Origin of the sequence: Chitinophaga sp. 22620 (assembly GCF_052044405.1) — a bacterium.
In the GTDB taxonomy this organism is placed as follows: domain Bacteria; phylum Bacteroidota; class Bacteroidia; order Chitinophagales; family Chitinophagaceae; genus Chitinophaga.
Genome location: NZ_JBQEMV010000003.1, coordinates 366802 through 393788 on the forward strand (window position 1 = coordinate 366802; position 26987 = coordinate 393788).

A 26987-nucleotide genomic window follows, 5' to 3' on the forward strand; every position below is an offset into this window, starting at 1 on the left:
GCAGCCAGACTGCGGACCGGCCGTTTATTGTCCAATAAAAAACAAATATGCATCAGAGAATTTTACGATTTTATTTAAGCTGGCTGCTGATGTGCCTGCTGCCTTCATTTGCCGCGAAAGCCGCCGCAGAACAGCAGGAAACGCTGGAAGCCGTGCTGAACCGTATTGCCGGCAATACAGGCTTTCGTTTTATTTATGACCCCGCCGTTGTAAAAAAGAAAATAGTAACCATCCCTATCACCCTTGCCGGTCGTGCGGGTATCCATTCCTGTCTCGACCGGCTTTCTGCCAATACTGCCATGGAATTTACCATCGATGGCAATAACATCATCGTATCGCCCAGGGTGCAGGTGGTGCCCGGAAAGATCACGGGCCGCGTGGTGGATTTCGAGAACGGCGACCCGTTGATTGGCGCAACCGTAAGGGTGGCCAATACTTCCTTTGCCACCGTGACAGATGAAAAGGGATTTTATACCATTGATAAGGTGCCGCCCGGCAAATACAATCTCCTGTTCAGCTACATCGGTTACGAAACCGGCAGCCTGAACGGGATAAAAGTAGAAAGCAAAGCTGCTTTCCAGGCCAGTTTTAAAATGCAGCCGAAACGGGGGCTGAAGGAAGTAGTGGTAAAAGGCATTTCCCGCCGCAAGGTGGCCAATACCACCGACGCACAGCTGATCGAAGAAGTGCGCGGCGCCCGCAGCGTGGTGTCCGGCGTTTCCAACGAACAGATCGCCCGGAGCATGGACCGCGATGCGGCCGAAGTGGTGCGCCGCGTGGCCGGCGTAAATGTGACAAACGACCGTTTCATCGTGGTGCGCGGCCTCAACCGCCGGTACAACGTCACTTTCCTGAACGACAACATCGCGCCCGCCACGGAGCTGGACAGCAAGGCTTTTTCCTACGACCAGATCGCCAGCAGCATGATAGACCGCATCCTGGTCTACAAATCGCCCGCGCCGGACCTTCCCGGCGATTTCGCGGGAGGCGTCGTAAAAATATACACCAAGAAAAGCCAGCTCACCCGGCAGTTCGACCTGCAGCTTTCCGCCCAATACCGCCCCGGTTCCAGCTTCAGCGACATGCCTACTTATGCCGGCGGCCGTTACGACGCGCTCGGCTTCGATGACGGCAAACGCGCACTGCCGGACGGTTTACCGGATATCGTAAGGTTTAATACCGGCGACCCGAAAGATAACGCTCCCTACTGGAAGGCCTTTCCCAATAATTTCAAGGCATTCAAGGTAAAAAACGACCTGGACAAACGGATACTGGCCAACTACTACGACGCCTGGAAAATAGGCGGCAGGTACATCAACAACCTCACCTCCATCGCTTATACCAACACGACGCAAAACAATACCATCCCCGTTTACGACACCCGCAACGCCAATTCCACCGAAGGCGTTATCCGGAGCGGCACGCAATCCGCGCGCATCACCCTCATTCAGCAAAATACGCTGCCCATCGGCGACAGCGGGCGCCTCGAACTGAAACAGTTCGTCAACCAGCTGGGCAACAAACAGATGATGTCCTTTATCCTGTCGAGAGGAAGCGATTACAGCGGCCAGAGTAAAGACAACCAGCTCATCTTCCAGAGCACTTTCCTCTACACCGGGCAGCTGAGCGGTTACTGGAACCTGAAAAACAAAGGGAACACCCACCTGTTCGCCAATGCGGGCTACACCCTCGTGCGCAGGAACGATCCCGATACCCGCGAGATATGGTACCGCCGCAACGGCCAGGATAGCGCTTATCCCGAGCATGTTGCCGGAGACCCCTGGCTGGTAGGCAGCGCCGCGCAGACTTTCGGCATTCGCCGCATTTACACGCGCATCAGCGAAAATACCGTGCAGGGCAATGCGGAAGCGGAACATTGGTTGCTGCCCTGGTGGTCCGCCAAAGCGGGATTCTTCTTTGAGCAGAAAGAAAGACGCGTGAACCTCCGGCAATTCGGGCTGAACCCCGGCTCGGCTTATACCGGCGATTTCGAAAACGGCCATATCGGTTACCAGCTCACGGAAGACATGCTGGATCATTACATGCACCCGGATAATTTCCGCGCGGACAATACCGGGCTTACCTGGTACGAAGAAACCAACCCTTACGACAGCTATTTTGCCGATAACCGCAACTTGTCTTATTTCCTGGCTACAGACATTCATGTTCCAAATACCAACCTTTCCGTTTTCGGCGGCCTGCGGGTGGAAAATAACCGTCTTCGTATCATAGGCTCACTGCAGGCCGGGCAGGCCAACTATCCTTTATTGGTTACAGATCCGCGCACGCATGTGCTGCCTTCCGTAAACCTCAACTGGAAGCCCGCCAGGCAGATCGTTGTACGCGGAGGATACGGCAAAACCCTTAACCGGCCTGAATTCCGTGAAGTAGCCCCATTCCCCTATTCAGATATCGAGAACTACCTGATGTATGTAGGTAACCCAAAGCTGCATCCTGTTAATATCGATAACTATGATATCAGGCTGGAATGGTACCCTGAAAGCATGCTGAAAAACGAAATGTTCAACTTCGGCTTTTTCTATAAAAAGCTGGACGCGCCCATTGAGCAGATCCTGATCAGGGATGTTTATTACGCATCGTTCATCAACGAGATCGGGTTCATCAATTCCGGCCCAACGAAAGTCTACGGCCTGGAAGCGGAAGTGCGCAAGAGCCTGAGCTTCCTCCCCGGCGCCTTCTTCCGTAACCTTTCCTTCATAGTGAACGGGGCATGGATATACAGCCGGGTAGACATGCCGCCGCAGGGTTCGGACGGTAACCAGTTCGGCCGGGAACGCCCGCTGCAGGGGCAGGCGCCGTACATCCTGAATTCATCGCTCAACTACGAAGATCCGGCCCTCGGCACCAAGCTGTCGCTCGGCTACAACATCACCGGCCCCATGATCGTGCTGCTGGGCAATAACTCCCACCGGCCGGACCAGCAGCTTGCAAGCATCCCCGATGTGATGCAGCGCGGCCAGCACCTGATGGACTTTACCTGGAGCCAGCGCCTGAACAAACATGTGCATTTTAAAGCCGGCGTGCAGAACCTCCTGGATCAAAAGCGCGAATTGTTCCTCGACTATAACCGCAACTACAAATACGACGGCGTGGTAAAAGAGCGCGACAACTGGACAAAAGACAGGCCCTACCAGACTTTCAGCCCACGCCCTTATTACACCCTCGGTCTTAATTTTATTTACTAACCCTGATCAACCAGTGCATATGAACCAGATAAAATATTACCTGCTGCTGTTGCTCCCATTATGTTTCGCCTGCAAAAAAACATATGATAAGGAGCTGGACATACGGGAAAAAGAGTCAGGCATTGTTCAGGCGGAAACAGCCAGCCCCGGTATTGCCATGCGTGGAGAGCCGCTGACGCTCTACGTTAAACTGGGGCAGCCAGATGCTGCCATGAAAATATTCATCGGCAACGCCGAGGCCGCCGTGCTGGCGCACGGGCAAACGCAGATGGAAGTGCCTATATCCAAATACACGGACGATAAACAGACCATCACGGCGGATACTTTCCGCGTGCTGGTGCCGGATTCCGCGCGGATCGGGGAAACCAGCATCTACATTGTCGTGAACGGCGTGAAGAGCGCGCCTTTTAAGTTCACGGTAAAAAAGCCGGACATCCTGGTTCCCGGGCAGGTAACCGTGAACCCTTTGCTGATGACGGGGCGCACGGAGCTGGAACCGGCAGACGGGCCTGTAGGCACCGCTACGATAGGCGCAGTGCACGATATGGGTATGGATAAAGACGGAACAATCTATTTTATCGATAACGGCGCTTATGATTTCAACCCGGATCATGGCTATAACAGGCGGAACATGACCATCCGGAAGTTCGCCAACGGAGAGATCAAAACCCTTGGCGGCGGCGGCAACAACGAATATGCCACCCGGCTGATCGACCTGCGGCTGAACAGCATCGATGCCATGAAGATCGCGGACGACGGCACGATCTATCTTGCCGTTACCAATGCTCCAATGGTGCGCCTGACGCTGCCGGGCTCCACCGAACCTTTCGAGTACGAATTCCGCTTCCACCGTATTCTAAAGATCAATCCCCGTACCGGCGAAGTAAAAAAACTGGCAGGCCGTAACGACAAATATTGCATCGACAACGGGGCGGTATTTGAATCGATCGTGGACGGGCCTGCGGATAAAGCCATGATCGGCAAGGTGAAAGGCATGGAACTGGACAAAGCGGGCAATCTTTACTTCCTGGATGGCGGGCAGCACGACGGCGGGGTCGTACTCCGGAAAATATCCCATGATGGCTTGGTAACCACAGAAGCCGGCGCAGCAGACGACCTCGCAGATTATGTGTTCTACGACACCGACGGCACCAATCCCGAAACCCTGAAAGCCGGTTCTACTGTGAACAATAGCGCCAATACGGCGGATGGATTCGGCGCAAAAGCCAAAATATATGCGTTCAAGGGGATCGTAGTCGGTGGAAACGGTAAAATATACCTCGCGCAAGGGGCTGGCAGTGCCGAAATGAAAGAATGCGTGCGGGAATTCAACCCGGTTACAAAAGAAGTTACGACCATCATTGGCAAAGCCGTGAATGCGCCGGACAACTTCCAATATTCCGGCACTTTCAAGGAAGTGGACATGCGCACCATCACTTCTTTTGATGCGGACTTCGACGGCAATATCCTTATCGGGTACGACGAGCAGATCTATGTGGACGAGCCCCGCTGCATCTACAAAATAGATGTGAACAAGGAAATGGTGTTCAAAATAGCCGGCTATAAAATAGATCATGGCGTATCGGACGCCACGAAGCCGCAACCAGGGCAAACCGCTGTTATAGGCCAGGTAAGCCGCATCCTGTTCGACCAGTTCGGGAAACTGTACGTCGGTTATGCGCGGTTCGATTTCTTTAACCAGGTACATTTCACCACCATTTCCATCACCCGATAATAAACGATCCGATCTATGCGAAATACTCTTTTAAAATTATTGCTGCCGGCGGCTGTATGCTGGGTGATGGCCTGCAACAAGGCTACGGACATACCGGCTTCCCCCGATGTTGCCCATGTGATGATCTACAACGGCAGCACGGCATTCACCGCCAAATCCAGCCGTGTATTTGTGGATACGGCCTTTATAACGACGAGGAGCTACAACGACATCAATGGCTCCGGCATGGGCGTGTTCAACCCCGCCGCCTACAACTGGCTGGCGCCCGGCAGCCATCGTGTCGGCTTTACCGATACCAGCTGGCAAACGAAGATCGCTGAAAAATATACTACGCTCGACAAGGATAAATGGTACACGTTTTACCTTGCGGACAGCCTGGGTTATTACCAGGTGCTCATGTCTGAGGAAAACATCAATGACCGGCCGGAAAACAAAGCCCGTATAAGGTTTGTGCATCTTTCGCCGGACAGCGGGCCGCTGGATTTTTTTATCGATACCGGGAAAGTGGCCGGGCTGGACAGTATGGTATATAAGACCATCACGCCTTTTGTTGAAGTGCCGGCGGCCGAAAACCCGTCTTTCCGAGTGAAAAGGACAGGCGCGGCGGAAGACGAGCCGCACCTGGTCAGGAAAACATTTGCCACATTCCCGGGGCGCTCCTACACTTTCATTTTCCGCGGTTACATACAGCAGCAGGGTGAAGACCCCAATACGACCGTCAACATGTCCGCCATTCTCAATTTTTAAACAAGATCAGAAATGCGTATAGTATATACCGTTATAGCCATAACAATGCTGGCATCCTGCAAGCGGGACAAAGATGAAACCCCTGCCCTGCCTGTGCCGGAGATCACGGCTGTGAGCCGCCAGAGCGTACAGTCCGGCGACACGCTGGAGCTTACGGGGAAAAACCTGCACCTCACCGGGCTGTCCACGGAAGTCTTCATCAGCGACCGTCCCGCCCGCATCCTCAGCCAGTCGGAAAACAAGCTGCAATTGCTGGTTCCCGATAAAGTGCTGACCGGCGGCATTGTCGTGCACGTCGGCCCGCAAACCGCACTTTGGCCTAAACTGTCAGTCATCGGCTCGCCGAAAATAATAGCCGTCAATCCACGCTACGCCTTTGCCGGCGATACGATCCTGCTCAACGGAGAAAACCTGGGCAACGATATATCCGCGCTGAAAGTCTGGCTGGACGGCGTGCCGGCGGAAGTCACCCATGTGCAGCCCGATGCCGCGCGCATCGTGATCCCCGCGGGAACAGATACCCGCACATCGTTAAGCTGCCAGACCTACAACGGCCCGGAGCAACATTTTGACGACCTTACCCTAACGGTGAGGCCCACCAATATCGTGGCCGGCAACATTCTCGAATACCTGCAAAAAGATCCGGGAATGGACCTCACAGGCGCATTACTGGATCACCTGTCCCTCACGCCCGCGAACAAGAGCCTGAACGATACGCTGCGCCAGTATCTCACCGGCGAAAAGCCCTGCATCATGTTCCTCCCCAACAACATCACCATGAACGCAAAAGGCATTTACCAGCCCGGTGATGTAGCCAATGCAGGTTTTATGACGTTCAATATCGCGTTGAACGGCGTGCTGAAACAGACCACGGAACCCGCGACAGACAGGCTCTACCCTTCAGAGTATACGCACTATGTATACGAATATTTCGATGGGTTCCCTGACTGGCACGCATTTGTCGTGTTCAGGGAAATAGATGGGCAGCGATATATCTATTCCACTCTCAACACCGCGGCGGACCAGCCCATACAGGAATTCGGCCAACCGAGGCGCATTATCAGGAAACACCAATGCGGCAACAGCATCCTTTATGAGATCGACGACGTGATGAACTTCCCGATCGGCAACTGGTGATCATTCATACTTTTTTAATACCGAAAAAGGGCTGCCCGCAAGGCAGCCTTTTTTTAACGCCCTGCTTCATTTCCCTTCTTCAGCTGAAAATCAATTCTTTCGCTCCCCGAACGCACCCCGCTTCAATACATGAAATACCACGTGCTTGAGAATAACAAACAAAATCTTATATCCGGAGCGCAGGAATTGTTATCCCACTGTCATTTCACACCTTCGCAGTTTCAATAATAGCCGCATCTAACCGTATCTTCCTCACAGACGCGTTTGTTTGCTACTTTTTATTTGAACCAAGACCTATCCGCTACTCGTCTAAAAAAAGCCAGGATCTAAAACCCCCTTGTATGATAAACAAAATGACCCGCGTTATGACGGCGTTGGTGCTGTTAAGCACCGCTACGTTCGGACAGCAACGCGATGAAAGCCGGGAAGTGCCGGCGTATGAAGAACCCGAGAAGAAGGAAAAAGCAAAAAGAAAGTATGAGTATGCCCATACTCACACCACCTGGTTCTCCGAAATGATGAAACGCAGGCCGGACGTCGGGAAAGCACAGACCGCATTTAATGCTTATTTCGCGGAACATCCGGATGAGGACAGCAAGCTGATAGACCGCTTCGGCACCTGGATGCACATGGCTGCGCTTTACAAAGACAAAGCCGGGTTTGGCGGCGCCTACCCTGTCCTGAAAAAGAACAAAGCCGCCAACCGTACTACCATCACCGGCGTTCCTGCTTCTCCCGACGGCATTTTCGGCACCTGGAAAATGATCGGCCCGGCCAACATGACGCGTGACAAATGCGGGAACAACAACATCGTAACCGGCGGCTTCTGCGACCGGGTATACGTAAATCCCTACAATACGCAGAACCTGTTTGCCGGGTTTTCTTATGGCGGCTTATGGGTCAGCAAAGACCAGGGCGGCACCTGGCAGCTGACGGACGGCAGCTTTGCCAACGGCACCAACACTTACGCGAACCGCGATTATTATTATGGTGAAATTGAAGCGCATAAGCTGAACAGCGACCTGGTGTTTTCCGCCACGGAAGCCGGCTTGCTGAAGTCCGCAGACGGGGGCATCAACTGGGCGCTGCTGCCGCAGCTGAACCGTAATGCCTCGCCCAATGAAAGACCTTATTTCATTTCCCTCGCAACTGACGATCAGCAGGTGGTGCTCAGCACGTTCGGCAGAAAAGTATACCGCTCCACAGATGGAGGAAACACCTGGGCTGTAGTGTTCGACAACAGCGGAGGCGGCGCTAATCACCGCGGAACCTCCCAATACAACCTGAATACGCCTTTCGGCCTCAACGACCGGACCTATAACTTCTTCGGGCTGGAAGCCGGTTTCAGCAATCCCGACGAGTTCTACCTCGGCGTCTGGAACGGCAGCAACCAGGCCTGCATCTACAAATCAACCGATAAAGGCGCCAGCTTTTCGCTGCTGGTGAACCTGAACACGTCCCTGAACACAGGCTGGACCGGCACCACCATGGTCGGTATGAAAACGATCCCCTCCAGCCCGGACATGGTGTCCGTATTCCAGCAGTTCGTCAGCAATAAACCCTGCTACCGGATTTCTTCCGCAGGTACATTGCTCAGCGCGGATACGATCAAGGCATATGTGGAAGCTTTTGATATAGACTGGAATAACAAGAACGTCATGTACGAGGGCCAGTACAGCCCGGATTACATCCTTAAATCGGTAGACAGCGGCAGGACCTTTGCAAAACCTTATACCGCCGCATGTAACTACCTGCATGCAGACATCCGGGGCATCAGCGCCGTGGGCGACGTAGTGCTCGTAGGGAACGACGGCGGCCTGGGCATGTCCACTGACGGCGGCCGCACCATCATTGGCACCGGCTTTGAGATCAACTCAATGGATATATGGGGCTTCTCGTCCTCGCCTAAAAGCGACATTGTGCTCGCCGGCCTCGACCATAACCAGACCTTCGTTCGCAGCTTCGACGGGCCAGGCGGCTGGCGCAACATCAAAGGCGCGGACGCGGGAGTTTGTTCTGTAAATCCATACCAGGACCGCTGGTTGTATTATGACTGGGCATATGGCGTGAACAAAGGCTTTCTGAATGAAAACGGGACCGTCACCGAATCGACCGTTGCCCCGGATGTGGACCTCGGCTCCCTGCAGTTTCACCCCCATCTTGTTTTTAACATATTCGGCATTAAGAAGTCCAACAATAAAATACTGGTGCAATCATCGGATAATATGTCGTCCGCCACGGACTTCAAGGACTTTGGCGAAACAGTCAACGCCCTGCGCATTGCCCGGAGAGACCCCGCGACCATGTATGTGCTGCTGAACCAGAAGAAGATCATGAAGAGTATAGACAGCGGCGTTACCTGGGTGGACGTAACGCCTTCCCTCGCTGCCAGCAGCAACCAGACCAATATCACGGCGATCGAAACGGGCAAAACGCCGGGAGAGCTTTGGGCGGCTTACGGAAACGCACAAAATACCGTGAAGGTGCTGTATTCCACGGATGGCGGCGCAGCCTGGACAAATATCACCACGCCCAACCTTCCTGCCGCCGCCGTTAGCGATATCGCCTACCAGCGGGGTACGAACGGCGGTGTTTATATTATTACGATCACCGGTTCCGGCACGAAAATATGGTACAGGAACAACGCGATGCCGCAGTGGGAACAGGTAGGCAGCACGCTGCCACTGATGGGTTATATCAAGGGCCGGTTGTATGTAGTGCCCGCTAAAAACAAGATCCGGTTCGGCAGCTCGCGGGGCGCCTGGGAAAATGAGCTGTATGAAACTTCCGGCGTTGAGGCGAATATCGCCGCAGAGCGCTGGAAGGCGGTTTGCAGCGCAGACAGCGTGCAGTTTTACAGCGCGTCCGCCGTGGCCCCGGGCGCAGTTACCTATGAATGGCATTTCCCCGGGGGCTCCCCCGCCGTGTCATCTCTCGAAAACCCTAAAGTGGCGTACACCTCGCCGGGCCGGTACAATGTAATGTTGAAAGTGACCAATGCCAATAATGTTTCCGACACCATCACCCTGACGCAGTTCGTGAACTTCCAGGCAGACATCTGCCGGGCGGACACCCTGGCCGGCAAGGCGCTGGACATCAGCGGTACGGCCACTTCCCGCATACCGCTGAAAATGCTGGGATACAACAGCAACACCTTCACCGTTACCGCATGGGTGAAGCCGAACGGCCTGCAAAAAAGTTTCTCGCAGATAGTATCTGTAAAAGGCCCAAGCAGGCTGGGGATAGGCTTTGCCTTCAAGGGTTATGCGGCCAATACCAACCTGGTAGTGACGAACAGCACGCTATCCTACGGCATCACCTCTTCTATCGACCTGGTGCCGGGAGAATGGAACCATATTGCGGTGACTTATTCACCCACCGCCATCAAGATCTATCTCAACGGTGGCACGCCCTGGATTACAACTGGCAATTTTGCGCCGGTAGACTTTTCACAGCAGGCATTAACGATCAACGATGATATCCACAACCAGGGCGGTAATTACAAAGGCGCGCTGGATGAACTTGCGATATTCAACTACACGATGACGCAGGAAGAGATCAGGGAGAAAATGCATTTCGTGCGCAGGCCCACATCAGATACAGGCCTGGTCGCTTATTACCAGTTCAACCAGTACGATGCAGCCTCCAGCACCCTGTACGATGCCCTGGGCACGGGCAGTGCAGCCATTGTGGCCGGCAGCCTTATCACGAATTCCACCGCGCCTGTGGGTACGGGCATGAGCGAACGCCAGACCGTAGCAGCCGCGGGCCTGTATAATTTTGCAGCACCCGGCGTGCAGCTGGACGTGAACGCCGCCCGTGTGCCGGGTGGAGAAGTGGTAGCACACCGCTTATACGGCCGCCCGGCCGGGCTGCCTGCCACCGCCGGCTCCTTAAGCCCGGATTACTGGATCATCCGCAACTACGGCGCGAACGACTCCATTGCGCCGCTGAACCACATCACTTTCAGCAGGCTGGCCGTGACAGTAGGCGATGCGGCAGATCCGTCTGTGCTGAAATTATTCAAGCGCCCCGAAAACGCGTTTGATACCACCTGGAAAACGTTTATCTGCGCGGCAGACAGCACCAGTCCGGGTATGAACGGCTCCGTCACCTTCGGCAACAGTTGCGGCATCAGCCGTTTCGGGCAGTTCATTATCACGACGGAAGGCAACTCCTTCCAGCCCTGTACAGGAGGCCCGGTCCCTGCAAAGAACACCTGGGCTATTGCAGCATCTTCCGAAGAAACAGCGACAACAGGCACAGCTAACGGCCGCGCAGGGCATGCCATCGACGACAATCCTTCCACCTACTGGCTGTCCGACATTACCGGCGGCGCGGTGCATCCGCACGACCTGGTGATCGATCTTCATACCTGCGCTACGATCGGCAGCCTCAGTTACCTGCCCCGGCAGGATATGGGCAGCGCCGGAGGAAAGATCAACGAATATGAAATATTCATCAGCCAGGACAGCGTGGTATGGGCGCTGGCAGCCCAGGGCGCCTGGCCCGCCGCCGGAGGGGATGCGCGTGTGGTGAATTTCACCCCCCAGACCGGGCGTTACGTGAAGCTGCATTCCATTGATGTGATCAATAATGCCGACTGGTCTTCCGTGGCGGAGATCGATCTTTCCGCGGGCGGCATCACAGCGCCGGTACAGGCCGCCATGGCAAAAGATGCGGCAGCGCCGGAACAAACCAAAGAAAAGCTGGTATTGTATCCGAATCCCGCGTCGAAAGAAGCGACCATAGAATTCACGGCGATCCGTGAAGGATCAACGGAACTGAAGATCTACGACGTATCCGGCAAATTGCAGGTGCAGCGTAAGATAACCGTGTTAAAAGGCGCTAACAAAGTGCTGCTGAACACAGGCGTTCTCCAGAGCGGCACCTATGTGCTGACCATGACGATCGACGGTAAAGCAGTTTCCAGGCTTTTTGTCGTAAACAGGTAAGCGGATTATTATTTATCATATGAAAAAGGTATCCCGGCAGCGGGATACCTTTTTTTACTTCAGCCTGCCCGTTTACCACGAAAGTTGTATTTTTATCCCTCACATGAGTTAACCGTAATATGCAATTACCTTTTATCGAGATCATCCAATCGGTAACCCCTCACCCGGACATGCTGATGTGGAAATTTGCGGATGGAGACCAGGAGATCAAAAACGGCGCAATGCTGACCGTACGCGAAAGCCAGGCCGCATTATTCCTGAACGAAGGCCGGCTGGGCGATGTATTCACCGCGGGGCAATATAAGCTGGAAACCGAGAACATCCCCGTGCTCACGCGCCTCAAAGGCTGGAAATATGGCTTCAAAAGCCCTTTCAAGGCCGATGTTTATTTCTTCAACACCCACCAGTTCATCAATCTCAAATGGGGAACTCCCGCGCCGGTGCTGATGCGCGACAAACAGTTCGGCCAGGTGCGCGTCCGTGCCTTCGGTTCGTTCAACCTCCGCATTACTGACGTGGGGAAATTCTTTAAAGAATATGCAGGCACTTATCCCCAGCTCACCGTTGTGCAGCTGGAGTGGGAACTGCGCGATTTCATTGCCCCTAAGTTTGCCGAAGTGCTGGCCCAGGCCGGCATTGCAGTAATAGATGTGGCGGGCAACCTTTCGGCCCTGAACGAAAAGATACAGCCGCTTATCCAGCCGTATTTTGCCGAACTGGGGCTGGAAGTGACCAACTTCACCATCGCCGGCGCCACCCTGCCGGAAGAAGTGCTCAAACATTACGATACCGTTACCGGCATGAACATGGTGGACGACATGAACAAGTTCACCCAATTCAACACGGCAAATGCGATCGGCAACGATAATTCGGCCCTGAACGATGCGGCCAAACAGGCCGTAGCCCTGGGCATGATCATGCAGCATCAGCAGCCGCAGCCCGCAGCCCCGCCGGCGGACGATGTGGCTTCCCGGCTCAAAAAGCTGAAGCTGCTTTTCGAAGAAGGGCTGATCAACGAAGCCGAATACGCCGCCAAAAAAGAAGAGCTGTTAAAACTCCTGTAAATATGCCTGACGAAGAAAAGAAAAAAACGCTCAGCTACCTGGAAAAGCTGAAGCAGCAGGCCCTCACCCAACAGAATTACGGCGGCGAGGTGCCGGACGAAGCGGCCCGCATGGAAGCCCGGGACTGCCCCAATTGCGGCGCCGGCAGGGCTTACCGGCACGGGCTCACCAACTGCGCTTATTGCGGCTTCAGTTTCATGGATATCAAGCTCACGGACGGCATTTATATTAAGAAGGATAACAACTCGTGATGGAAGAAACGATCAGGCAAACGCAGGAACGGTGGTTCACTTTCCTGGAAAAGCTGGAAGCCCGCATGGAAGAAATGTGCACTGCGGCCATCCCGGAGCTGGTGAAGGTTTTCGATGAAGACCAGGACCCCTACAAACGGGCGCATGGCCGCATGCTGTCCGGACTGCGCGGGCAGCTGTACCAGATGATGGAAAAAGCGACCGAAGTAAAAGACGAAAAGATCCTTGGCCCCGCATTTTCCTTCGGCCAGGGTTCCCATACTTTCCGGGAAGCATGCTTCGACCGCCACCATAAATTTGAAGAACGTGCGCATCATTATATCTCGTTGCTGCAGGAGACCGCCCGCGAACGGGACCTGGAAGGCTTTTACAAAGAGCAGCTGGACGCATTCGAACGCATCAGGGACCAGTTCACCTGCAAACAATGCGGGGGAAAAATAACGATCCCGAAAATGTTCTTCATTGCCACCTACGTTACCTGTACCTGGTGCCAGACGCAGAACACATTTATGCCTTCTTCCGGCGCGCAGCTCATGCTGCACCAGGCGCGCAGCCTGGCGGAACAGCGTACCGCGCATCTGCTGAAGGAATATGAGAACAGCCGCCCGAAAGATCCTGCCTTACACAGGAAATACCTCCGCGCCATGTTCGACGAGTGGAACAAGATCACGCCAGATATGGCGGCGGAAAACGAGAAATTCTACCTCCGCCTGCTGAAAGATTACAACATTGATCATTTATAAACACAGTTTTTTTATGTCTCAGAATCCATTATTAGAACCCATTCACGGCATTAGCCTGGAAGATTACAGCGCCGCCTGCGCAAAGCTGGCGAACGGACTAACGGAAGACGGCGTGGCAACAGCGCTCGGCGTAGAATTGCCGGTATGGCAGGAAGCCAGCCTGCTTTGGACCGAAAGGATGAAGCAGGACGAAACGTTTCATGTAGTGACACTCTTCGGCCAGTACTTCGGACAGGCGGACCAGCACCCGAAATTCAGCAACGCAGCCGCTCCTGCCGGAGACCAGGGGTATACAACGCAGATCAAAACGGACAAACACTTCTACCAGGAACTGGAAGTAGCGCGCAACATCGCCTATGAATACGGGCTGGACGGCGCGCAATGGATCGCGGACAAATACGGCATCGCCCTGGGCGATTTCCAGGTGGCCGCCTCCAAATGGAATGCAGAGATCCATTCGGATATACAGGCAGACTTCCAGGGATACAACCAGCGCCAGGACGCCTACCGTGAAAAATACAAACAATTGTTCGCGGACGCGCAGGGCGGGAATGTGGCAGATGATATTACTTTCTGACCCGGTTGCTTCAGCATATTAAAAGGCCCGTAAACACAATGTTTACGGGCCTTTTTAATTTCCGCTGTGGTTCCAGCCGGCACTCGCCGCTCATCTTCTGATCAGCTCATTCGGCGGGTAACCGAAATACTTTTTAAATGCATGCGAAAAATGCGAAAGGTTCTCAAAGCCGACTTCAAAATACACATCCACCGGTTTCCGCTGCTGCTCGGCGATCTGGTAATGCGCCAGCTTCAGCCGCTTTTCCGTCAGCCATTTCTGCGGCGTTGTGCTGAAGGCTTTTGTGAAATCTCTCCGGAAAGTAGCCACGCTCCTGCCGGTGAGATAACCAAACCGTTCCATCGGCAGGTTGAACATATAATGCCTTTCCATAAAATCGGCGAGGTTGATCTTGCCGGGTTCTTCGAAATTGGCCAGCAGGCCGTCCATATCTTTGTCTATGGACCTTAAAATGCTGATGGCCTCTTCGATCTTAATTTGCGCAATGTCCCCGGGCAGCTGCTCTCCCAGGTCAAAGTAAGGGATAAGCGACGCCAGGCAGCTGTCGAGCAAAGGATGTTTTTTGAAGATGTATACTTTCTGCAGCGGCTGCAGGCGCCCCGCGGGTTTATGCCTGCTGTAGAAGTCCTTCAGCCGCTCTCCCGTGATGTGCATCGCTACGGCTTTATGCGGCAGGCCGTCTTTCGGGTAATTGATCACGGTGGCCAGCTGGTTGCGGGGAATGAGGAATACGTCGCCGGCATTGAATGTATACGTTGCTTCCGCCTGTATGATCTTCGTTTCCCCGGAAATGAACCATACCAGCATATGATGTTCAAACACCACTTCGGTTTTGAAATATTTTCCTTCAAAATGCGAAAGCTTAATCTCTGGCGTGATATAGATGGTTTCGAATTCCATGCCGTACAATTTACAAATAAATGCCTGTATCAGCTGGCAGTAAAGGAAACACCGGTCAATTCCTCGCTCAGCGCCCACAACCGCTTTGCATTTTCAGCGTCCACGGACCAGGGCTTCACGCCCCGCAGGGAAGCCGGGTCGCCGTAATTGTGCTCAATATTCCCTTCGTCGAGTTCAGCCACATCCGCATCTTCACAATACACGCCGCCGATGCCGTTCAGCTGCGGGCTCGTGGCGCACCATACGGAAGTTGCCGCTCCCTGTTCAATGGTCTTGAGCGTGGCGGCCACTTCCGGGAAAATATTACCTTCCGCGTCGTGCGTGCCCATTTGCTGGAACAGGGCCATGGGTGCTACCCTTCCGAGGTCGGTGCCGTTTACCGATCCGGGATGCAGGGAGAATGCGCGTATGCCGGCTGCTTTTCCCTGGTGATCCAGCTCTACTGCGAAAAGGTTATTCGCGGTTTTGGACTGGCCATAGCCTTGCAAGGTTTCATATTCGCGGTGGTTGAAGTGCGGATCATCAAAATTAAATGGCGCCATCTGGTGGCCGAAAGACGACACATTCACCACCCTCGCGCCTTCCGCTTTTTTCAACGCCGGCCACAGCCGCGCCGTGAGCTGGAAATGCCCCAGGTGATTGGTGGCCAGCTGCGACTCGTACCCTCTTTTATCCCGCTGAAGCGGCACCCACATAATGCCGGCGTTGTTCACGAGGATGTGGAGCGCTTCGCCCGTGGCAAGGAACCTCTCAGCAAACGCATCGATCGTTTCCGGCGCCATCAGGTCCATAGTTTCCACCGTTACATTGGTTATTCCCGCCAGGTTGCCGGCAGCTTTTTTCAGGTCGCGGGCCGGCACGATCACTTTCGCGCCTGCCGCGGCCAGTACTTTCACAGTTTCCAGCCCGATGCCTGCATAACCACCGGTAACGATGGCGGTTTTTCCATGCAGGTCAATACCTTTGATAACGTCCCGCGCAGTTGATCTCCCGTTGAAACCTGAGCCGATGGGCTGCTGCAAAGCCCCGTTGTAATTGTCTTTGATAGCCATGATGGTAATTTTTTATACAGCAAAGCTACGGCGCGTACAACGAAGCCACTTTGTTCAAAACGTCAGATTACTTTGTTTAAAACGTCAATTTTCTTTCAATGGATTCAGCCGGGAGGAGGGGCTGATCAGCCGGATAGCGTATTTCAAAAACTGAGCCACCCGCGGCACTAAATCGTTCCTGAAATTCCAAAAGCCCCAAACAGGAAAAGGGCCATCCCGGCCAAGCCGGGACAGCCCCTTCCATTCATATAGGTCTTAATCGCAAAAACTCAATCCAGCGCAGGGTTAAAATCTCCTCCCCAATCCTTGTTCTGCTTCAGGTTCGGGTTCCTGTCCAATACATCCCTGTGTATCGGGAAGAAATAATACGTGGCGGGCACGGTGTTCACTTTCACGCCTGAGCGCGGCACCTGGTGCAGCACATATTTGAAGTTCACTTCGGTGAGCTCATTGGCGTTGGCTTTATTCCGCGCTAAGTCCAACGGCATGTTGCTGCCGTCTGTATTGATAGGAATGGCTTCCACGCCGGATTTGGTGGTATTGTCCAGGCGGTCCAGCATGCGCAGGCGGCGCAGGTCCCAGAAGCGGTGGCCTTCAAAGCACAGCTCGATATTCCTTTCCGCGAGTATGGCTTCGCGCAGGGCAACACGGTCTGCGGCATTGATGCCGTAATTGCCGTCCGCACCAGGCTCTATACCGGCGCGCTGGCGGATCTGTTTCAGGATGTCCAGCGCTTCGGCGGGCCGGCCGGTTTCGTTGGCGGTTTCAGCGTAGTTCAGCATTACTTCGGCGAAGCGCATGTACACGAAGTCCACGTCATATTGCAGCACCTGTGCCTGGGTAAGGCGCAGCAGGCTGTTCTTCAGGATAAAGAAGCCGGAATAACGGTCCAGGTTAGTAGAATTGGTCTTGGCATCGGGATTGGTCCCGAAGTCGTCCGCAACGTCCGCGATGCCCAGGGAAGTGTACAAACGTTTACCCAGCTTTCCGCTTACCGGGTAAGGTTTCCCGCTCCACACCACAGATTTTTCGAAGCGCGGGTCGCGGTTCTCCCAGTAGCTTTGCAGGAACTGCTCGTCTGTTTTAAAATAAGGGCTGGTGGGATCGTTATAACGCTTGCCATCCTTCATGGGGAACATCTTCACCATTTCCCAGGTGGGCACGGCGGAAGCGGGGCCGCGGCTTTCGGAGCCGGGGCGCACGCCGTTGTCCCATGCGGCGACCTTCGCGGGATATTGATTGATCACCGGAAAGACGGTCTCAGGGCCCTTTTCAACAAGCGCGATATCGCTGTAGTTGTCCACCAGGCGGTAACCTCTCGCCTTCAGGTCGTCGTACGCCTTTTTATTAACGGTATAGGCCATGGCCCAATCCGTATTGTTCCAGGGATTGGAAGGATGGAACTGCGGGGAGGCTTTATACAGCAGCACTTTTGCTTTAAAGGCCAGCGCAAAGGAAGCGTCTATCCTTCCATAGTCCGCTGAGGAAGATAGGATGCGCTCGGGCAACAAGGCAATGGCATCGTCCAGGTCTTTGATGATGAAATCGAAACACTCGGCGGTGCTGTTGCGGGGCACGTTGAGGTCGTCCGTATCCTTATCCTGCGGTATTTTCAGGTAGGGTACGCCGCCATGGTGCCTTACCATGTTGAAGTACTGGAAAGCGCGCAGGAACAGCGCCTGCCCGGTGATGCCCTTGCGGGCGTTATCACTCAGCCTGCCTTTGGTCACTTCTACCAGCGCCTGGTTAATGAGCCGGATGCGGGCATAGTCCCAGGACTTGAAGTTGCCGTTGGTAATGGTCACAAAATCTTTGGGCAGCGCAATGCCGATCACTTGTTCTGAAAAGCGGTCCTCAGAGGCGCTCCAGTTCCCGAAAGCCGAATACAGGTTGGCCATGTAGGCGTTGGCGAGGTTTTCGTCGTTCCATACCTGGTCCGGGTCGTAATTATTAATGTCTTCTATATCGAGCACTCTTTTGCAGGATGCGAACATACCGGCAAACAGTGCGAGAGCTATTACAATCTTTTTCATGATCATGCTTTTTAGAACTTAATATCTGCGCCGAAGGTGAACGCTTTCATCACAGGATAGGAATCGTAGTTTTTCTGCTCCGGGTCATGGAATTCTTTCATGGCGGAGAAGGCGAACAGGTTGGTTCCGTTGAAGTACAGCTGCGCGCTGCTCAGGCCTATGCGCTGCATCCAGCTCTTGGGCAGGTTGTAGCCAAGGTTCAGCATTTTCATGCGGAAGTAAGCGCCGTTGCGGATCCAGAATGAAGATGCAGCAGCGCCCGCTTCAGCCCAGCCGCTCTGGCCCACGGGCCGCGGATATTTTCCGTCGGGCGTTTCAGGCGTGTATACATCGCCGGCCCAGATCGGGTAATACGGGCGTACGCTGCCGCCGTGCTGGCGCATGCCGGCGCCTTCCTGATTGCTGATGATGCGGTCGTAGGAGGTTACGCCCTGGAAGAAGGTCTGCAGGGCCCAGTTTTTCCAGGATACATTGATGCCCATCCCGAAATTGATGCGCGGGGTGGCGTTGGTGGAGAGCAGCTGCATGTCCTCGGCGGTGATCTTACCATCTGGGCCGGGAGTAAAATTCTCGCCGCGTACGTCCTCATACAGCAGCGCGCCCAGGTAAGGTTTGCGGCTGAATTGCGTAAAGTTTTTGGACAACAGCGCGTCCAGTTCCGCCTGTGTGCGGATGATGCCAAGCGCTTTGTATCCCACGATCCGGTTTTCCGGGCGTCCTATGCGTGATTCAAAGTTGCGGCTGCCGTTGGGCCCGAAAGCCACGGTTTCATCATAAACATCCCACTGGTCTTTGGCGTAGCCAAGGTTACCGGTCACGGAATAGTTGATCTTGTTGCCCGCAGCCCTGTCCCGCCATTCGAGCGTAAGCTCGGCGCCTCTCCAGGAACGCGCGGCATAGTTTTCCGGCGCCAGGTCCATGCCGTAGTTATCCGGCAGCTTTACTTCGCGGGAACCGAGGATGTCGGTCTCTTTGCGTAGGAATACGTCGATCGTACCGTTCAGCCTGCTTTTCAAAATGGAGAAGTCGATACCGGCGTTATACGTGGTGGAGGTGGCCCAGGTGAGTTCCGGGTTGGGCGTGGCCCCGGGGCGTATCGTGGTGTAAAGACGGTCGCCGAACATATAGGAGCCCGCGTTCACGTAATAGTTGCGGTAAGAGAAAGGCGCAATGCGCTGGTTGGCCACATTCAGGTCGTTGCCTGTTGTACCATAGGAGGCGCGGATCTTCAGTTCGTCGAAGAAATTGGTGGTATTGCGGAAAAAGTCTTCTTCCGAAAGGCGCCATGCGGCGGATACTGAGGGAAAGAAGCCCCAGCGTTTGTGAGTGGGGAACAGGGTATTGCCGTCGTAACGGAATGAGAATTCTGCAATGTAACGGCTGTCGTAGTTATAGTTCAACCGCCCTATCCACGACTGGCGCGCGCCTACTTCTTCCCAGCCGCTGGCGTCGCGGAACTGGCGGTCAGCGGAATAGGCGAACATCTGGTCGAAATTCGCTACCGGTACCGGGTTTTCCGCCCTTGAAACTGCGCCATAGCCGCCGTTTTCAGCCTGCTCAAATACCACGAGCGCGTCTACGCTGTGTTTGTTGAACGTCCGGTTATAGTTCAGGAACCAGTTCAGCTGGTAGCTCCAAAGGGTGGAGATCCGGTAGTCCAGGAAAGGCTGGTTCTGGCTGAAGGTAAAGGTGGATACTTTATTCGGATCCGGCGGCGCGGGAATGAAACGGTTGCCGCCGGGATCGGCGGATATGAATGAATAGGCCTTCATGTAGGTCAGGAAACGTTTCCGCATATAATCCTGCCCTACGTAGTTGCCCACTACCTTGGTAGTAAGCCCCTTCACGAATTTATCCAGGCTGATGTCGATGCCCAGGATCGTGCTCAGCTGGCGTTTGCGCAGGTTGATGTAACGGTTGCCCGTCACCTGGTCCACCACGTTCCATGCCTGGAAGGTACCCATCACGGGCTGCACGGGGTACGGCGTAACGTAGTCCGCCGGCTGACCGTCCTCGGTCAGGAAGAAAGGGAATACCTTGGGCCAGTTGAAGGTAACGCGGTAAAGATCGGACACATCGTATTCATCATCGTTTTCTGTTCCGCCGAAGGGCCAGAAGAAACGGTCCTGGTTTTCCTGGAACGCGGAGATGTTCAGGTTTACCTTGATCGCTTCGGATACTTTGGCAGTTATGTTAGAACGGAGGTTTACTTTTTTATGTTCCAGGTTTTTGTAAGAGCCCTCTTCGCCGCGGTAGCTCAGCATGGAATAGTACGTAATGCGGTCGGTGCCGCCGGATACGCTGAGGGAATGGCGCATGCTCCAGGGGTTTTGCCAGATGAAGTCGTTTGCGTTGTATTTTTTGTCCTTGAAGTAATCGAACTCTTCCTGGCCATTGGGCAACGCAATGCCCTGGAAAGCCGCTACACGGTTTTGGTAGGTCAGTTCGTCCACGGCGCTCGTCTTGTCTGAATGCAGCGTCATCGTGGGCCGGTTGGTGGTGTAGTTGGTCTGGAAATTGAACACCGGTTTCTGGCTCGCGCCTTTTTTGGTGGTCACCAGCACAACGCCGTTACCCGCGCGGGAACCGTAGATGGAGGCGGTGGCGGCGTCTTTGAGGAAGCTCATCTGGTCCACTTCCGCGGCTTCCAATGCGTCGAACGCTTCTTTGTCGCGCACCACACCGTCTATTACAAACAGCGGGTCGCCAAACGAGCCGCGGATGCGGATGCTGGAAGAAGCGCCTGCAAGGCCGGAGGTGTTGGTCACGTTCACGCCGGGGGCGCGGCCGGCCAGGGCATTGGAGAGATTGGAAGGCGCCAGGTTCACCAGCTCGCCCGCGTTCACGGGCGTTACGGCGCCGGTAAGGTTCACTTTCTTTTGTGTACCGTAACCTACCACTACCAGCTCGTTGAGGCCTTTGGCGGAGGCAGCCAGCACCACATCCACGCGCGCCTGGGCGCCAATGGCGATCTCCTGTGGATTGTAGCCTATGAAGCTGAACACGAGCACCGCTCCGTTGTCGGGCACGTTGATCGTATACTCCCCGTTAGGATTGGTAACGGTACCGGTACTGGTGCCTTTCAGGGCTACGCTCACACCGGGCAGGCCAGCGCCTGTGCCGTCGGTAACCTTACCGGAAATTTTCTTGTCAAAGACCGCCGGGGCGGGTCCTGCGAACGCGGCAAGCACCGTGAGCAGCAGCAGCGCGGTAAGCAGGCCACGAAACTCCCATGTCTGGCGGCCGGGCCGCAAGCCGCCTGAAGGCTGCTTTTCTTTTGCACGAATGAGTAGCATAGATTTGGTTTGTGTTAGGAAAATGAGTAGATATCTGGTACGGCCATCAGCGTATCCAGCAGATTTTTGATTGATCGGTCACTGGCCGGGACGAAGCGTTAACGCATGCTCATCCAGGCAAAGGTTTCACTGTTTGTTTTTTTCAGAAAACGGTCGCACGGTTCTTTTACAATAACTGCATTCAATATGGTTTACGCGGAGCTGCATATTTACGGGCCAACCCTTCAGATTTAGATTTTCAAACGCTCATCATACATCATATGCGCTCCGGTCATAAAAGTAATATACTTATCTGTAATTTCAAATCATGCATATTTTGTTTCGGAGATTTAATATTCGGGTTACATTTCATTACAGAAGCTTCCGGCACCCCATTTTGTGGAAATGCCCGGCCGGAAACGGTTTTCACGGGTATAAGCCCCGGGGGAGCCAATTTGTGTACTAAAAACACAACACCCGCGGGATCGGTATCCACGCGGGTGTTGTATGTATGTTTTCCTGGCCTTCCGCTACCTTCCGCAGTCGGCGGACCAGTTCCTGCCGTTCCTGGCAAATCCGATCACCAGCTTGTCTTTGTTGATAGTGATCATCCCTGTTCCGGAAGAGCCTACGCTCACAAGCGTATTATCATCTTTCCGCTGGAATTCCACCCCGTTAAGATCCGGGATGCCGTCTGAGAACCTGAAATTATACGTGTTGTTCAGCTTCGTGACAAATACGCTGCCATTGTCCTGGGTAATATTTTTTTCTGCATCGGTGTACCCGATCTTTCCTCTAAAGGTGCCGGCGAAAACGTCTACATCCGCGGGATCAGTGTCTTTGCTGCAGGCACTCACAAAAAAAGCTGCCAACAGCAGTACACCCATAATTTTAAGCACAGATTTCATAACATCAGTTTTTTAATCATCGAATATGTTTCTACCGTAACTAATTGCAATTAATATACCAACTCGCCGGAATGCTCCACCACAGCCAATTACAGGGCAATAAAACAACAGTGATATTTATGATAATCCCGGGAATGCCAGCGGATATGGGGAATTTGTTACGCAGCCGCTGTAAGAGGGAAGAAGTTTTCGGACGCATGCTGTTTCCTATGCTGCGTCGGTCTATGGAACAAAGCCCGGAATATTTGTAAGCATAAACAATGAGGTAAGCACAGTCCAGGTAAAAAGGACAGGTCTTCCTGATGCAGACCTGTCCTTTTTTTAAAACAATCAATAACTCACCAGTACGCTGCTCCAGAAAGAATAACGGTTATCCGGCATCAGCATCGCATCAAGATTGGCGATAATATGCTTGTCGGTAGTGGGATTCAACGACAGGAAAGGCATCATGAAATTAGCCAGGTCAATTTCGCCACCGGGAAGTATTTCTCCCGTGACCGCACTTCTCGGTTCAAAAGCATACGCGCTGACATATGGATCCCGTGAAAAATCCATTAGCTTAAAATCTGACAGCTGCCCTTTATGGATTACCGCAAATTGCGTCAGTGTATCAATATCAGTGAATTCAAAGGTTACAGGATCCACGTTCAGGCGGTATATGCGAACAGCCATGGAATCCGGCAGATCGGCGGTGGTATAATTCAAACCCAGCAGCACGTGCTTTTCCGGGATATTATCGCCTTCTTCGCCTCCGCCAATAAGCCGGGGTTTCTGCTTGCCCGTAGCGTCCAGCTGAAGGAGAGTGATGGTGAATTTTGTACCGGGCGTGGGCAGCAGCGTATCATGCAGCAGCTTGCCGGTCCGGTAATCGGTTATCTGGATCTGCTGCGTTCCAGTAGCGGTTTTGATGATCTTCCGGAATGCGCCGGGGCTCACCAGGTTGTCGGTCAGCAGTTCGTTGTTCACCCTCACAACAAGCCTCGCATCAGGGGCCAGTGAAAAATTTTGCACAAATATTTCCCTGTAACTGTCCTTCCTTTGCAGGTCCCCTTCCTTGCTGCAGCTGTAAAGGCATGCCGCGATCAGGCTTATAATGATAATCTTTTTCATGTGCCGTTCGTATTAAAATTTGTAGGTAAAGTTGATGCTCATATTCCGTCCCTTGAATACCCTTGTATAGGTATAATCGTGGTCTTTGCCGTAGTTCGTTCCCTTGGGATCACCGTTGGGGCTGGGATCGTTGATGTTGTCCGGGTTAGTACCGAAAGAGCCGCCGCCGGAATCCGTCGGTTTGCCTACGATCGCATTCTGGTATACGATATGATCCTGCTGCAGGATGTCGCTGATATTAAAACGTACATCCAGCTTTTTCTTAAAGAAACGGGCATTCAGCTGGAGGTCCAGCACATCCCTGGGTTTCTCGTACTGGTCTTCCGCGGGATAGGTACCACCCGCTAAAATGCGTTTGCCAAAGCGGTTATACCCCAGATTCACACCCGCATTCTCCCCGAAATACCCGATGCCGGCATTCACAGCATAAGGAGAAAGGCCCTGCAGCGGCCGGTTACGCGAGTCCGGCGGCAATTCCGTGGAGTTGCCTCCCGTTGCGCCGTTCGAAGCGCGCAGCAGCGCATCGGTATTGTAGCCTACATTCGATTTCATGATGGAGGCATTGCCGCTGATAAAGATATTCTTCAGGATAGAAGAAGATTGGCTGATGAAGCCAAGCGATTTGCGGAAGTCCACTTCAAGGCCCTTGTTCTCTGAACTGCGGAGATTGAAATAATAGAACAGCAATCCGCCGTTCCCGCGGGCAGCGATCTGCTCCACGGGGCTGGCGAATTTTTTATAGAAAGCGGATATGGATATGATCTCCCCGGGGCCCGGGTACCATTCGTAACGAAGGTCGAGGTTGGTGATAGTAGCATCATCAAGCTTGGCGGCGCCGCGGTATACATTGCGCTCGCGGAACTCGTAATACATGAAGCGGGACCGCTCCCTGAAATCGGCCCTGGACATGGTTTTTGAGTATGCCAGGCGGAGATTGGACTCCGAAGTGAGCTGGTAGGTAAGATTGGCGGAAGGCAGCCAGTCCGTCGTGGAGATTTTCATCAGGGAATCTACCGGTCTGCCGGTCGCATAATCGAAAGTGATCCCGTTCACGTCCATTTTGTTGCGCTCGCCGCGGATGCCGCCTACCAGCCTGAAACGCCGCAGGAACTTCAGGTCCGCCATCAGGTACACGCCATGCAGCCGCTGATCGCCTTCATAGTTGTCCGCCGGCCGGTCGCCCACCGAGCCTACGCCCGCCAGGTTGTAATATAACAGGTCCGGCCGGAGGTATTGGGGTGTGGCCAGCTCATAATCCGGCTTGCCGAAATATTTGGTAACGTCCTGGTTCACGGTACCATCGTTCATCAGCCTCAAAGCAAGACTTTCATAATTCGCCTTACGGAAAGAACCGCTGTAGCCCAGCTTTATTTTCTGCTCCGTTTCGCGGACCATGAACGGCAGGGTGATGTTCAGCGCGAGGTTCTTCTTTTGCTCATGCAGCGCTGCGTTAAAGATATTAATACCTTCCACCATAAACCCCTGGCCTTCGGTCAGGAAATAATATCCTTCGCCCAATGCGACGGACTCATAGGATTTCACGGAGCGCGTATCCGGCTGGTCGCGCCGCACATCGATCAGGTCGGCAGCCCAGTCTACTTTGATATTGTGCCGGGTGAGCGTGTGCTCGCCTTCGAGGCGGTTATGCAGTATGGAGTTGATCGTGGTGATGCTGGAGTACAATTCCACCTCGCTCCCGCTGCCCTTGTCGAAATCTTTTCCCCACATATCGGCGGTTTCGGTGTTGAAACGGCGGTTATAAAGGTTTTTGAAAGCCAGCTTGTGGCGCGGCGCCTGGAAGGTGATATTGGCCAGAGCGCCCAAAGAAGTAGTAAAATTATACACGCGGCTGGCCGAGTCGCTGAAATAGAACGACGACGGGAAATACCGCATTTCACTGGATCGCTGCTCTTCGTGGCGGTAAGTACCCGCCAGCGTAAGGCCTATCAGCCTGCCTTTCGGCAACTGGTACCTGCGGCCGAGGCCGAGCTGGTAGTTCTGCATGGGAACGTAGCTGAACTTCCGCATGCCGAAATTATTCGGGATGGTCAGGTTCTGCCGGTGGATCTCTTCACGGTTTTTTGAACCTATCCAGGACCGGTACTGCTGCTGGTCCATGTCTTTCCACCAGGTGCGGTTACCATCGTCGAAACCAAGGTGATCGTATTTGCCTCTTTTGAGGGATACCATGGGATGACCGGCGGAATGGGTATTGATACCGGTGCCGAGGGCCACGGTGGTATAGTTCTCAACCGGCATGTCGCGGACGTTGATCTGTACCAGGCCGCCCGCGAATTCGGCGGACATGTCGGGCGTGGCCGTTTTATTCACCACGATGTTGTCTACCAGGCTGCTGGGAATGATGTCGAAGGAAAAATTCTTTCGGTTAGGCTCTGTGCTGGGAAGGCTGGCGCCGTTCACCATCACGTTGTTATACCGTTCGCTCAGGCCCCTGACGGTCACGAACTTATCGTCCTGCACGGTGAGGCCGCTGATGCGTTTGAGCACCTGCGCCACGTTGTTATCGGGCGTGCGGCGTATCTGTTCCTGGCTGATGCCGTCGCTGATGGCGGCGTTGTTCCTTTGCTGGATGTACAGCGAATTGATACCGTCCTTCCTGGCGGAGGCTTTTACCTCCACCGTGGCAAGCTGTCCCTTGGCCCTTTTGATGCTGGTATTGAGCGTAGAGGTTTCCTGCGCTCTCACCTCCATATCGGTCACTTCTTTCTTTATATAGCCGATATTGCTGAGGGCGATGGTATAGTTCCCGGCGGGAAGGGAAATGCTGAAAGACCCGTCTGCCGCGCTGGTGGCTCCAACAGCGCCAATGCGGACCGTTACGCCCGGTATGGGCTGCCCGTTCTCCTCATCCACGATGGTGCCGCTGATCTTGCCATTAGCCTGCGCCGGCGCGCTGCCGCGCACAACTCCTATGTTTTTGTTGCTCATCACGGAGAACTGCAGGCCGTAATTCGTTTTCAAATGCTGTAATACTTCCCCCAGTTCTGCATTCCTGAATTTAATATTCCTGACCGGCAGCGCTTTCAGGGCTGCGTTATCGAATGTGAAAGTATAGGTCGTCTGTTGCTGCAAAACCTGCAGCAGGGCGGCTGCATCGGTGCTCTTTACGTCCACCGTCACCCGTTCCTTCAGGCTGCTGACGGGCTCCTGGGCCTGCGCGAAAAGGGCAAGCAGCATTAGCCCCAATATTGCCAATAGTTTTAAATATCCCCGAAACATCAACAGGATCCCTGTAAATATGAAAGACATAAATGTTAGTTAGTTACGTTATTG

The 26987-nt window shown here is 53.9% G+C and carries 16 protein-coding genes; 9 read left to right on the forward strand and 7 right to left on the reverse strand.

Going from position 1 to position 26987, the window contains the following annotated elements:
* Positions 1-47: 47 nt before the first annotated feature.
* The 9 genes from ACTJIK_RS16910 to ACTJIK_RS16950 all read left to right on the forward strand — a co-directional run bounded on the left by ACTJIK_RS16910 (position 48) and on the right by ACTJIK_RS16950 (position 14415).
* Positions 48-3206: a TonB-dependent receptor domain-containing protein gene (locus ACTJIK_RS16910; RefSeq protein WP_440648193.1), complete on the forward strand. Its 3159-nt coding sequence runs from the start codon at positions 48-50 to the stop codon at positions 3204-3206.
* A 19-nt stretch (positions 3207-3225) separates the two neighbouring features.
* Positions 3226-4941: a hypothetical protein gene (locus ACTJIK_RS16915; RefSeq protein ID WP_440648195.1), complete on the forward strand. Its 1716-nt coding sequence runs from the start codon at positions 3226-3228 to the stop codon at positions 4939-4941.
* Positions 4942-4956: 15 nt separating this feature from the next.
* A complete protein-coding gene (locus ACTJIK_RS16920) occupies positions 4957-5688 on the forward strand; it encodes a DUF4397 domain-containing protein (protein WP_440648197.1) in 732 nt (243 codons plus the stop codon).
* A gap of 12 nt (positions 5689-5700) precedes the next feature.
* Positions 5701-6825 carry an IPT/TIG domain-containing protein gene (locus tag ACTJIK_RS16925; protein ID WP_440648198.1) on the forward strand — a complete coding sequence of 375 codons (1125 nt, stop codon included), beginning with the start codon at positions 5701-5703 and terminating at the stop codon, positions 6823-6825.
* A gap of 341 nt (positions 6826-7166) precedes the next feature.
* Positions 7167-11780: a LamG-like jellyroll fold domain-containing protein gene (locus ACTJIK_RS16930; RefSeq protein ID WP_440648200.1), complete on the forward strand. Its 4614-nt coding sequence runs from the start codon at positions 7167-7169 to the stop codon at positions 11778-11780.
* A 119-nt stretch (positions 11781-11899) separates the two neighbouring features.
* Positions 11900-12844 carry an SPFH domain-containing protein gene (locus tag ACTJIK_RS16935; protein ID WP_440648202.1) on the forward strand — a complete coding sequence of 315 codons (945 nt, stop codon included), beginning with the start codon at positions 11900-11902 and terminating at the stop codon, positions 12842-12844.
* Positions 12845-12846: 2 nt separating this feature from the next.
* The gene (locus tag ACTJIK_RS16940) at positions 12847-13095 is read left to right on the forward strand and encodes a hypothetical protein (RefSeq protein ID WP_440648204.1); all 249 of its coding nucleotides are present in this window, start codon (positions 12847-12849) and stop codon (positions 13093-13095) included.
* On the forward strand, positions 13095-13838 hold the full coding sequence (locus ACTJIK_RS16945; RefSeq protein ID WP_440648206.1) for a hypothetical protein: 744 nt from the start codon (positions 13095-13097) through the stop codon (positions 13836-13838). Before ACTJIK_RS16940 ends, ACTJIK_RS16945 begins: the two co-directional genes overlap by 1 nt.
* A 13-nt stretch (positions 13839-13851) precedes the next feature.
* Positions 13852-14415, forward strand: a complete 564-nt coding sequence (locus ACTJIK_RS16950) for a DUF6620 family protein (protein ID WP_440648208.1) — start codon at positions 13852-13854, stop codon at positions 14413-14415.
* 90 nt (positions 14416-14505) lie between these two features.
* Here the strand turns inward: ACTJIK_RS16950 and ACTJIK_RS16955 are convergent, their stop codons facing one another.
* The 7 genes from ACTJIK_RS16955 to ACTJIK_RS16985 all read right to left on the reverse strand — a co-directional run bounded on the left by ACTJIK_RS16955 (position 14506) and on the right by ACTJIK_RS16985 (position 26891).
* On the reverse strand, positions 14506-15315 hold the full coding sequence (locus tag ACTJIK_RS16955; protein WP_440648210.1) for a helix-turn-helix domain-containing protein: 810 nt from the start codon (positions 15313-15315) through the stop codon (positions 14506-14508).
* A gap of 29 nt (positions 15316-15344) precedes the next feature.
* Positions 15345-16367, reverse strand: a complete 1023-nt coding sequence (locus ACTJIK_RS16960; protein WP_440648212.1) for an SDR family NAD(P)-dependent oxidoreductase — start codon at positions 16365-16367, stop codon at positions 15345-15347.
* Positions 16368-16636: 269 nt separating this feature from the next.
* A complete protein-coding gene (locus ACTJIK_RS16965) occupies positions 16637-18400 on the reverse strand; it encodes a RagB/SusD family nutrient uptake outer membrane protein (protein ID WP_440648214.1) in 1764 nt (587 codons plus the stop codon).
* Positions 18401-18411: 11 nt separating this feature from the next.
* Positions 18412-21696 (reverse strand): SusC/RagA family TonB-linked outer membrane protein, encoded by a 3285-nt coding sequence (locus ACTJIK_RS16970; RefSeq protein ID WP_440648216.1) that lies wholly within the window; start codon positions 21694-21696, stop codon positions 18412-18414.
* Positions 21697-22205: 509 nt separating this feature from the next.
* Positions 22206-22583, reverse strand: coding sequence for a hypothetical protein (locus tag ACTJIK_RS16975; protein ID WP_440648218.1), 378 nt, complete (start codon positions 22581-22583; stop codon positions 22206-22208).
* A 330-nt stretch (positions 22584-22913) separates the two neighbouring features.
* Positions 22914-23693, reverse strand: a complete 780-nt coding sequence (locus ACTJIK_RS16980) for a hypothetical protein (protein WP_440648220.1) — start codon at positions 23691-23693, stop codon at positions 22914-22916.
* A gap of 12 nt (positions 23694-23705) precedes the next feature.
* On the reverse strand, positions 23706-26891 hold the full coding sequence (locus tag ACTJIK_RS16985) for a TonB-dependent receptor domain-containing protein (protein WP_440648222.1): 3186 nt from the start codon (positions 26889-26891) through the stop codon (positions 23706-23708).
* Between the last annotated feature and the right edge of the window lie 96 nt (positions 26892-26987).

What these genes read in the sequence shown, in the direction of transcription:
- ACTJIK_RS16970 (WP_440648216.1), bottom strand. Translation starts at nt 21,696, where the DNA reads ATGCTACTCATTCGTGCAAAAGAAAAGCAGCCTTCAGGCGGCTTGCGG.
- ACTJIK_RS16925 (WP_440648198.1), top strand. Translation starts at nt 5,701, where the DNA reads ATGCGTATAGTATATACCGTTATAGCCATAACAATGCTGGCATCCTGC.
- ACTJIK_RS16935 (WP_440648202.1), top strand. Translation starts at nt 11,900, where the DNA reads ATGCAATTACCTTTTATCGAGATCATCCAATCGGTAACCCCTCACCCG.
- ACTJIK_RS16950 (WP_440648208.1), top strand. Translation starts at nt 13,852, where the DNA reads ATGTCTCAGAATCCATTATTAGAACCCATTCACGGCATTAGCCTGGAA.
- ACTJIK_RS16940 (WP_440648204.1), top strand. Translation starts at nt 12,847, where the DNA reads ATGCCTGACGAAGAAAAGAAAAAAACGCTCAGCTACCTGGAAAAGCTG.
- ACTJIK_RS16965 (WP_440648214.1), bottom strand. Translation starts at nt 18,400, where the DNA reads ATGAAAAAGATTGTAATAGCTCTCGCACTGTTTGCCGGTATGTTCGCA.
- ACTJIK_RS16945 (WP_440648206.1), top strand. Translation starts at nt 13,095, where the DNA reads ATGGAAGAAACGATCAGGCAAACGCAGGAACGGTGGTTCACTTTCCTG.
- ACTJIK_RS16915 (WP_440648195.1), top strand. Translation starts at nt 3,226, where the DNA reads ATGAACCAGATAAAATATTACCTGCTGCTGTTGCTCCCATTATGTTTC.
- ACTJIK_RS16985 (WP_440648222.1), bottom strand. Translation starts at nt 26,891, where the DNA reads ATGCTGCTTGCCCTTTTCGCGCAGGCCCAGGAGCCCGTCAGCAGCCTG.
- ACTJIK_RS16980 (WP_440648220.1), bottom strand. Translation starts at nt 23,693, where the DNA reads ATGAAAAAGATTATCATTATAAGCCTGATCGCGGCATGCCTTTACAGC.
- ACTJIK_RS16960 (WP_440648212.1), bottom strand. Translation starts at nt 16,367, where the DNA reads ATGGCTATCAAAGACAATTACAACGGGGCTTTGCAGCAGCCCATCGGC.
- ACTJIK_RS16910 (WP_440648193.1), top strand. Translation starts at nt 48, where the DNA reads ATGCATCAGAGAATTTTACGATTTTATTTAAGCTGGCTGCTGATGTGC.
- ACTJIK_RS16975 (WP_440648218.1), bottom strand. Translation starts at nt 22,583, where the DNA reads ATGAAATCTGTGCTTAAAATTATGGGTGTACTGCTGTTGGCAGCTTTT.
- ACTJIK_RS16955 (WP_440648210.1), bottom strand. Translation starts at nt 15,315, where the DNA reads ATGGAATTCGAAACCATCTATATCACGCCAGAGATTAAGCTTTCGCAT.
- ACTJIK_RS16930 (WP_440648200.1), top strand. Translation starts at nt 7,167, where the DNA reads ATGATAAACAAAATGACCCGCGTTATGACGGCGTTGGTGCTGTTAAGC.
- ACTJIK_RS16920 (WP_440648197.1), top strand. Translation starts at nt 4,957, where the DNA reads ATGCGAAATACTCTTTTAAAATTATTGCTGCCGGCGGCTGTATGCTGG.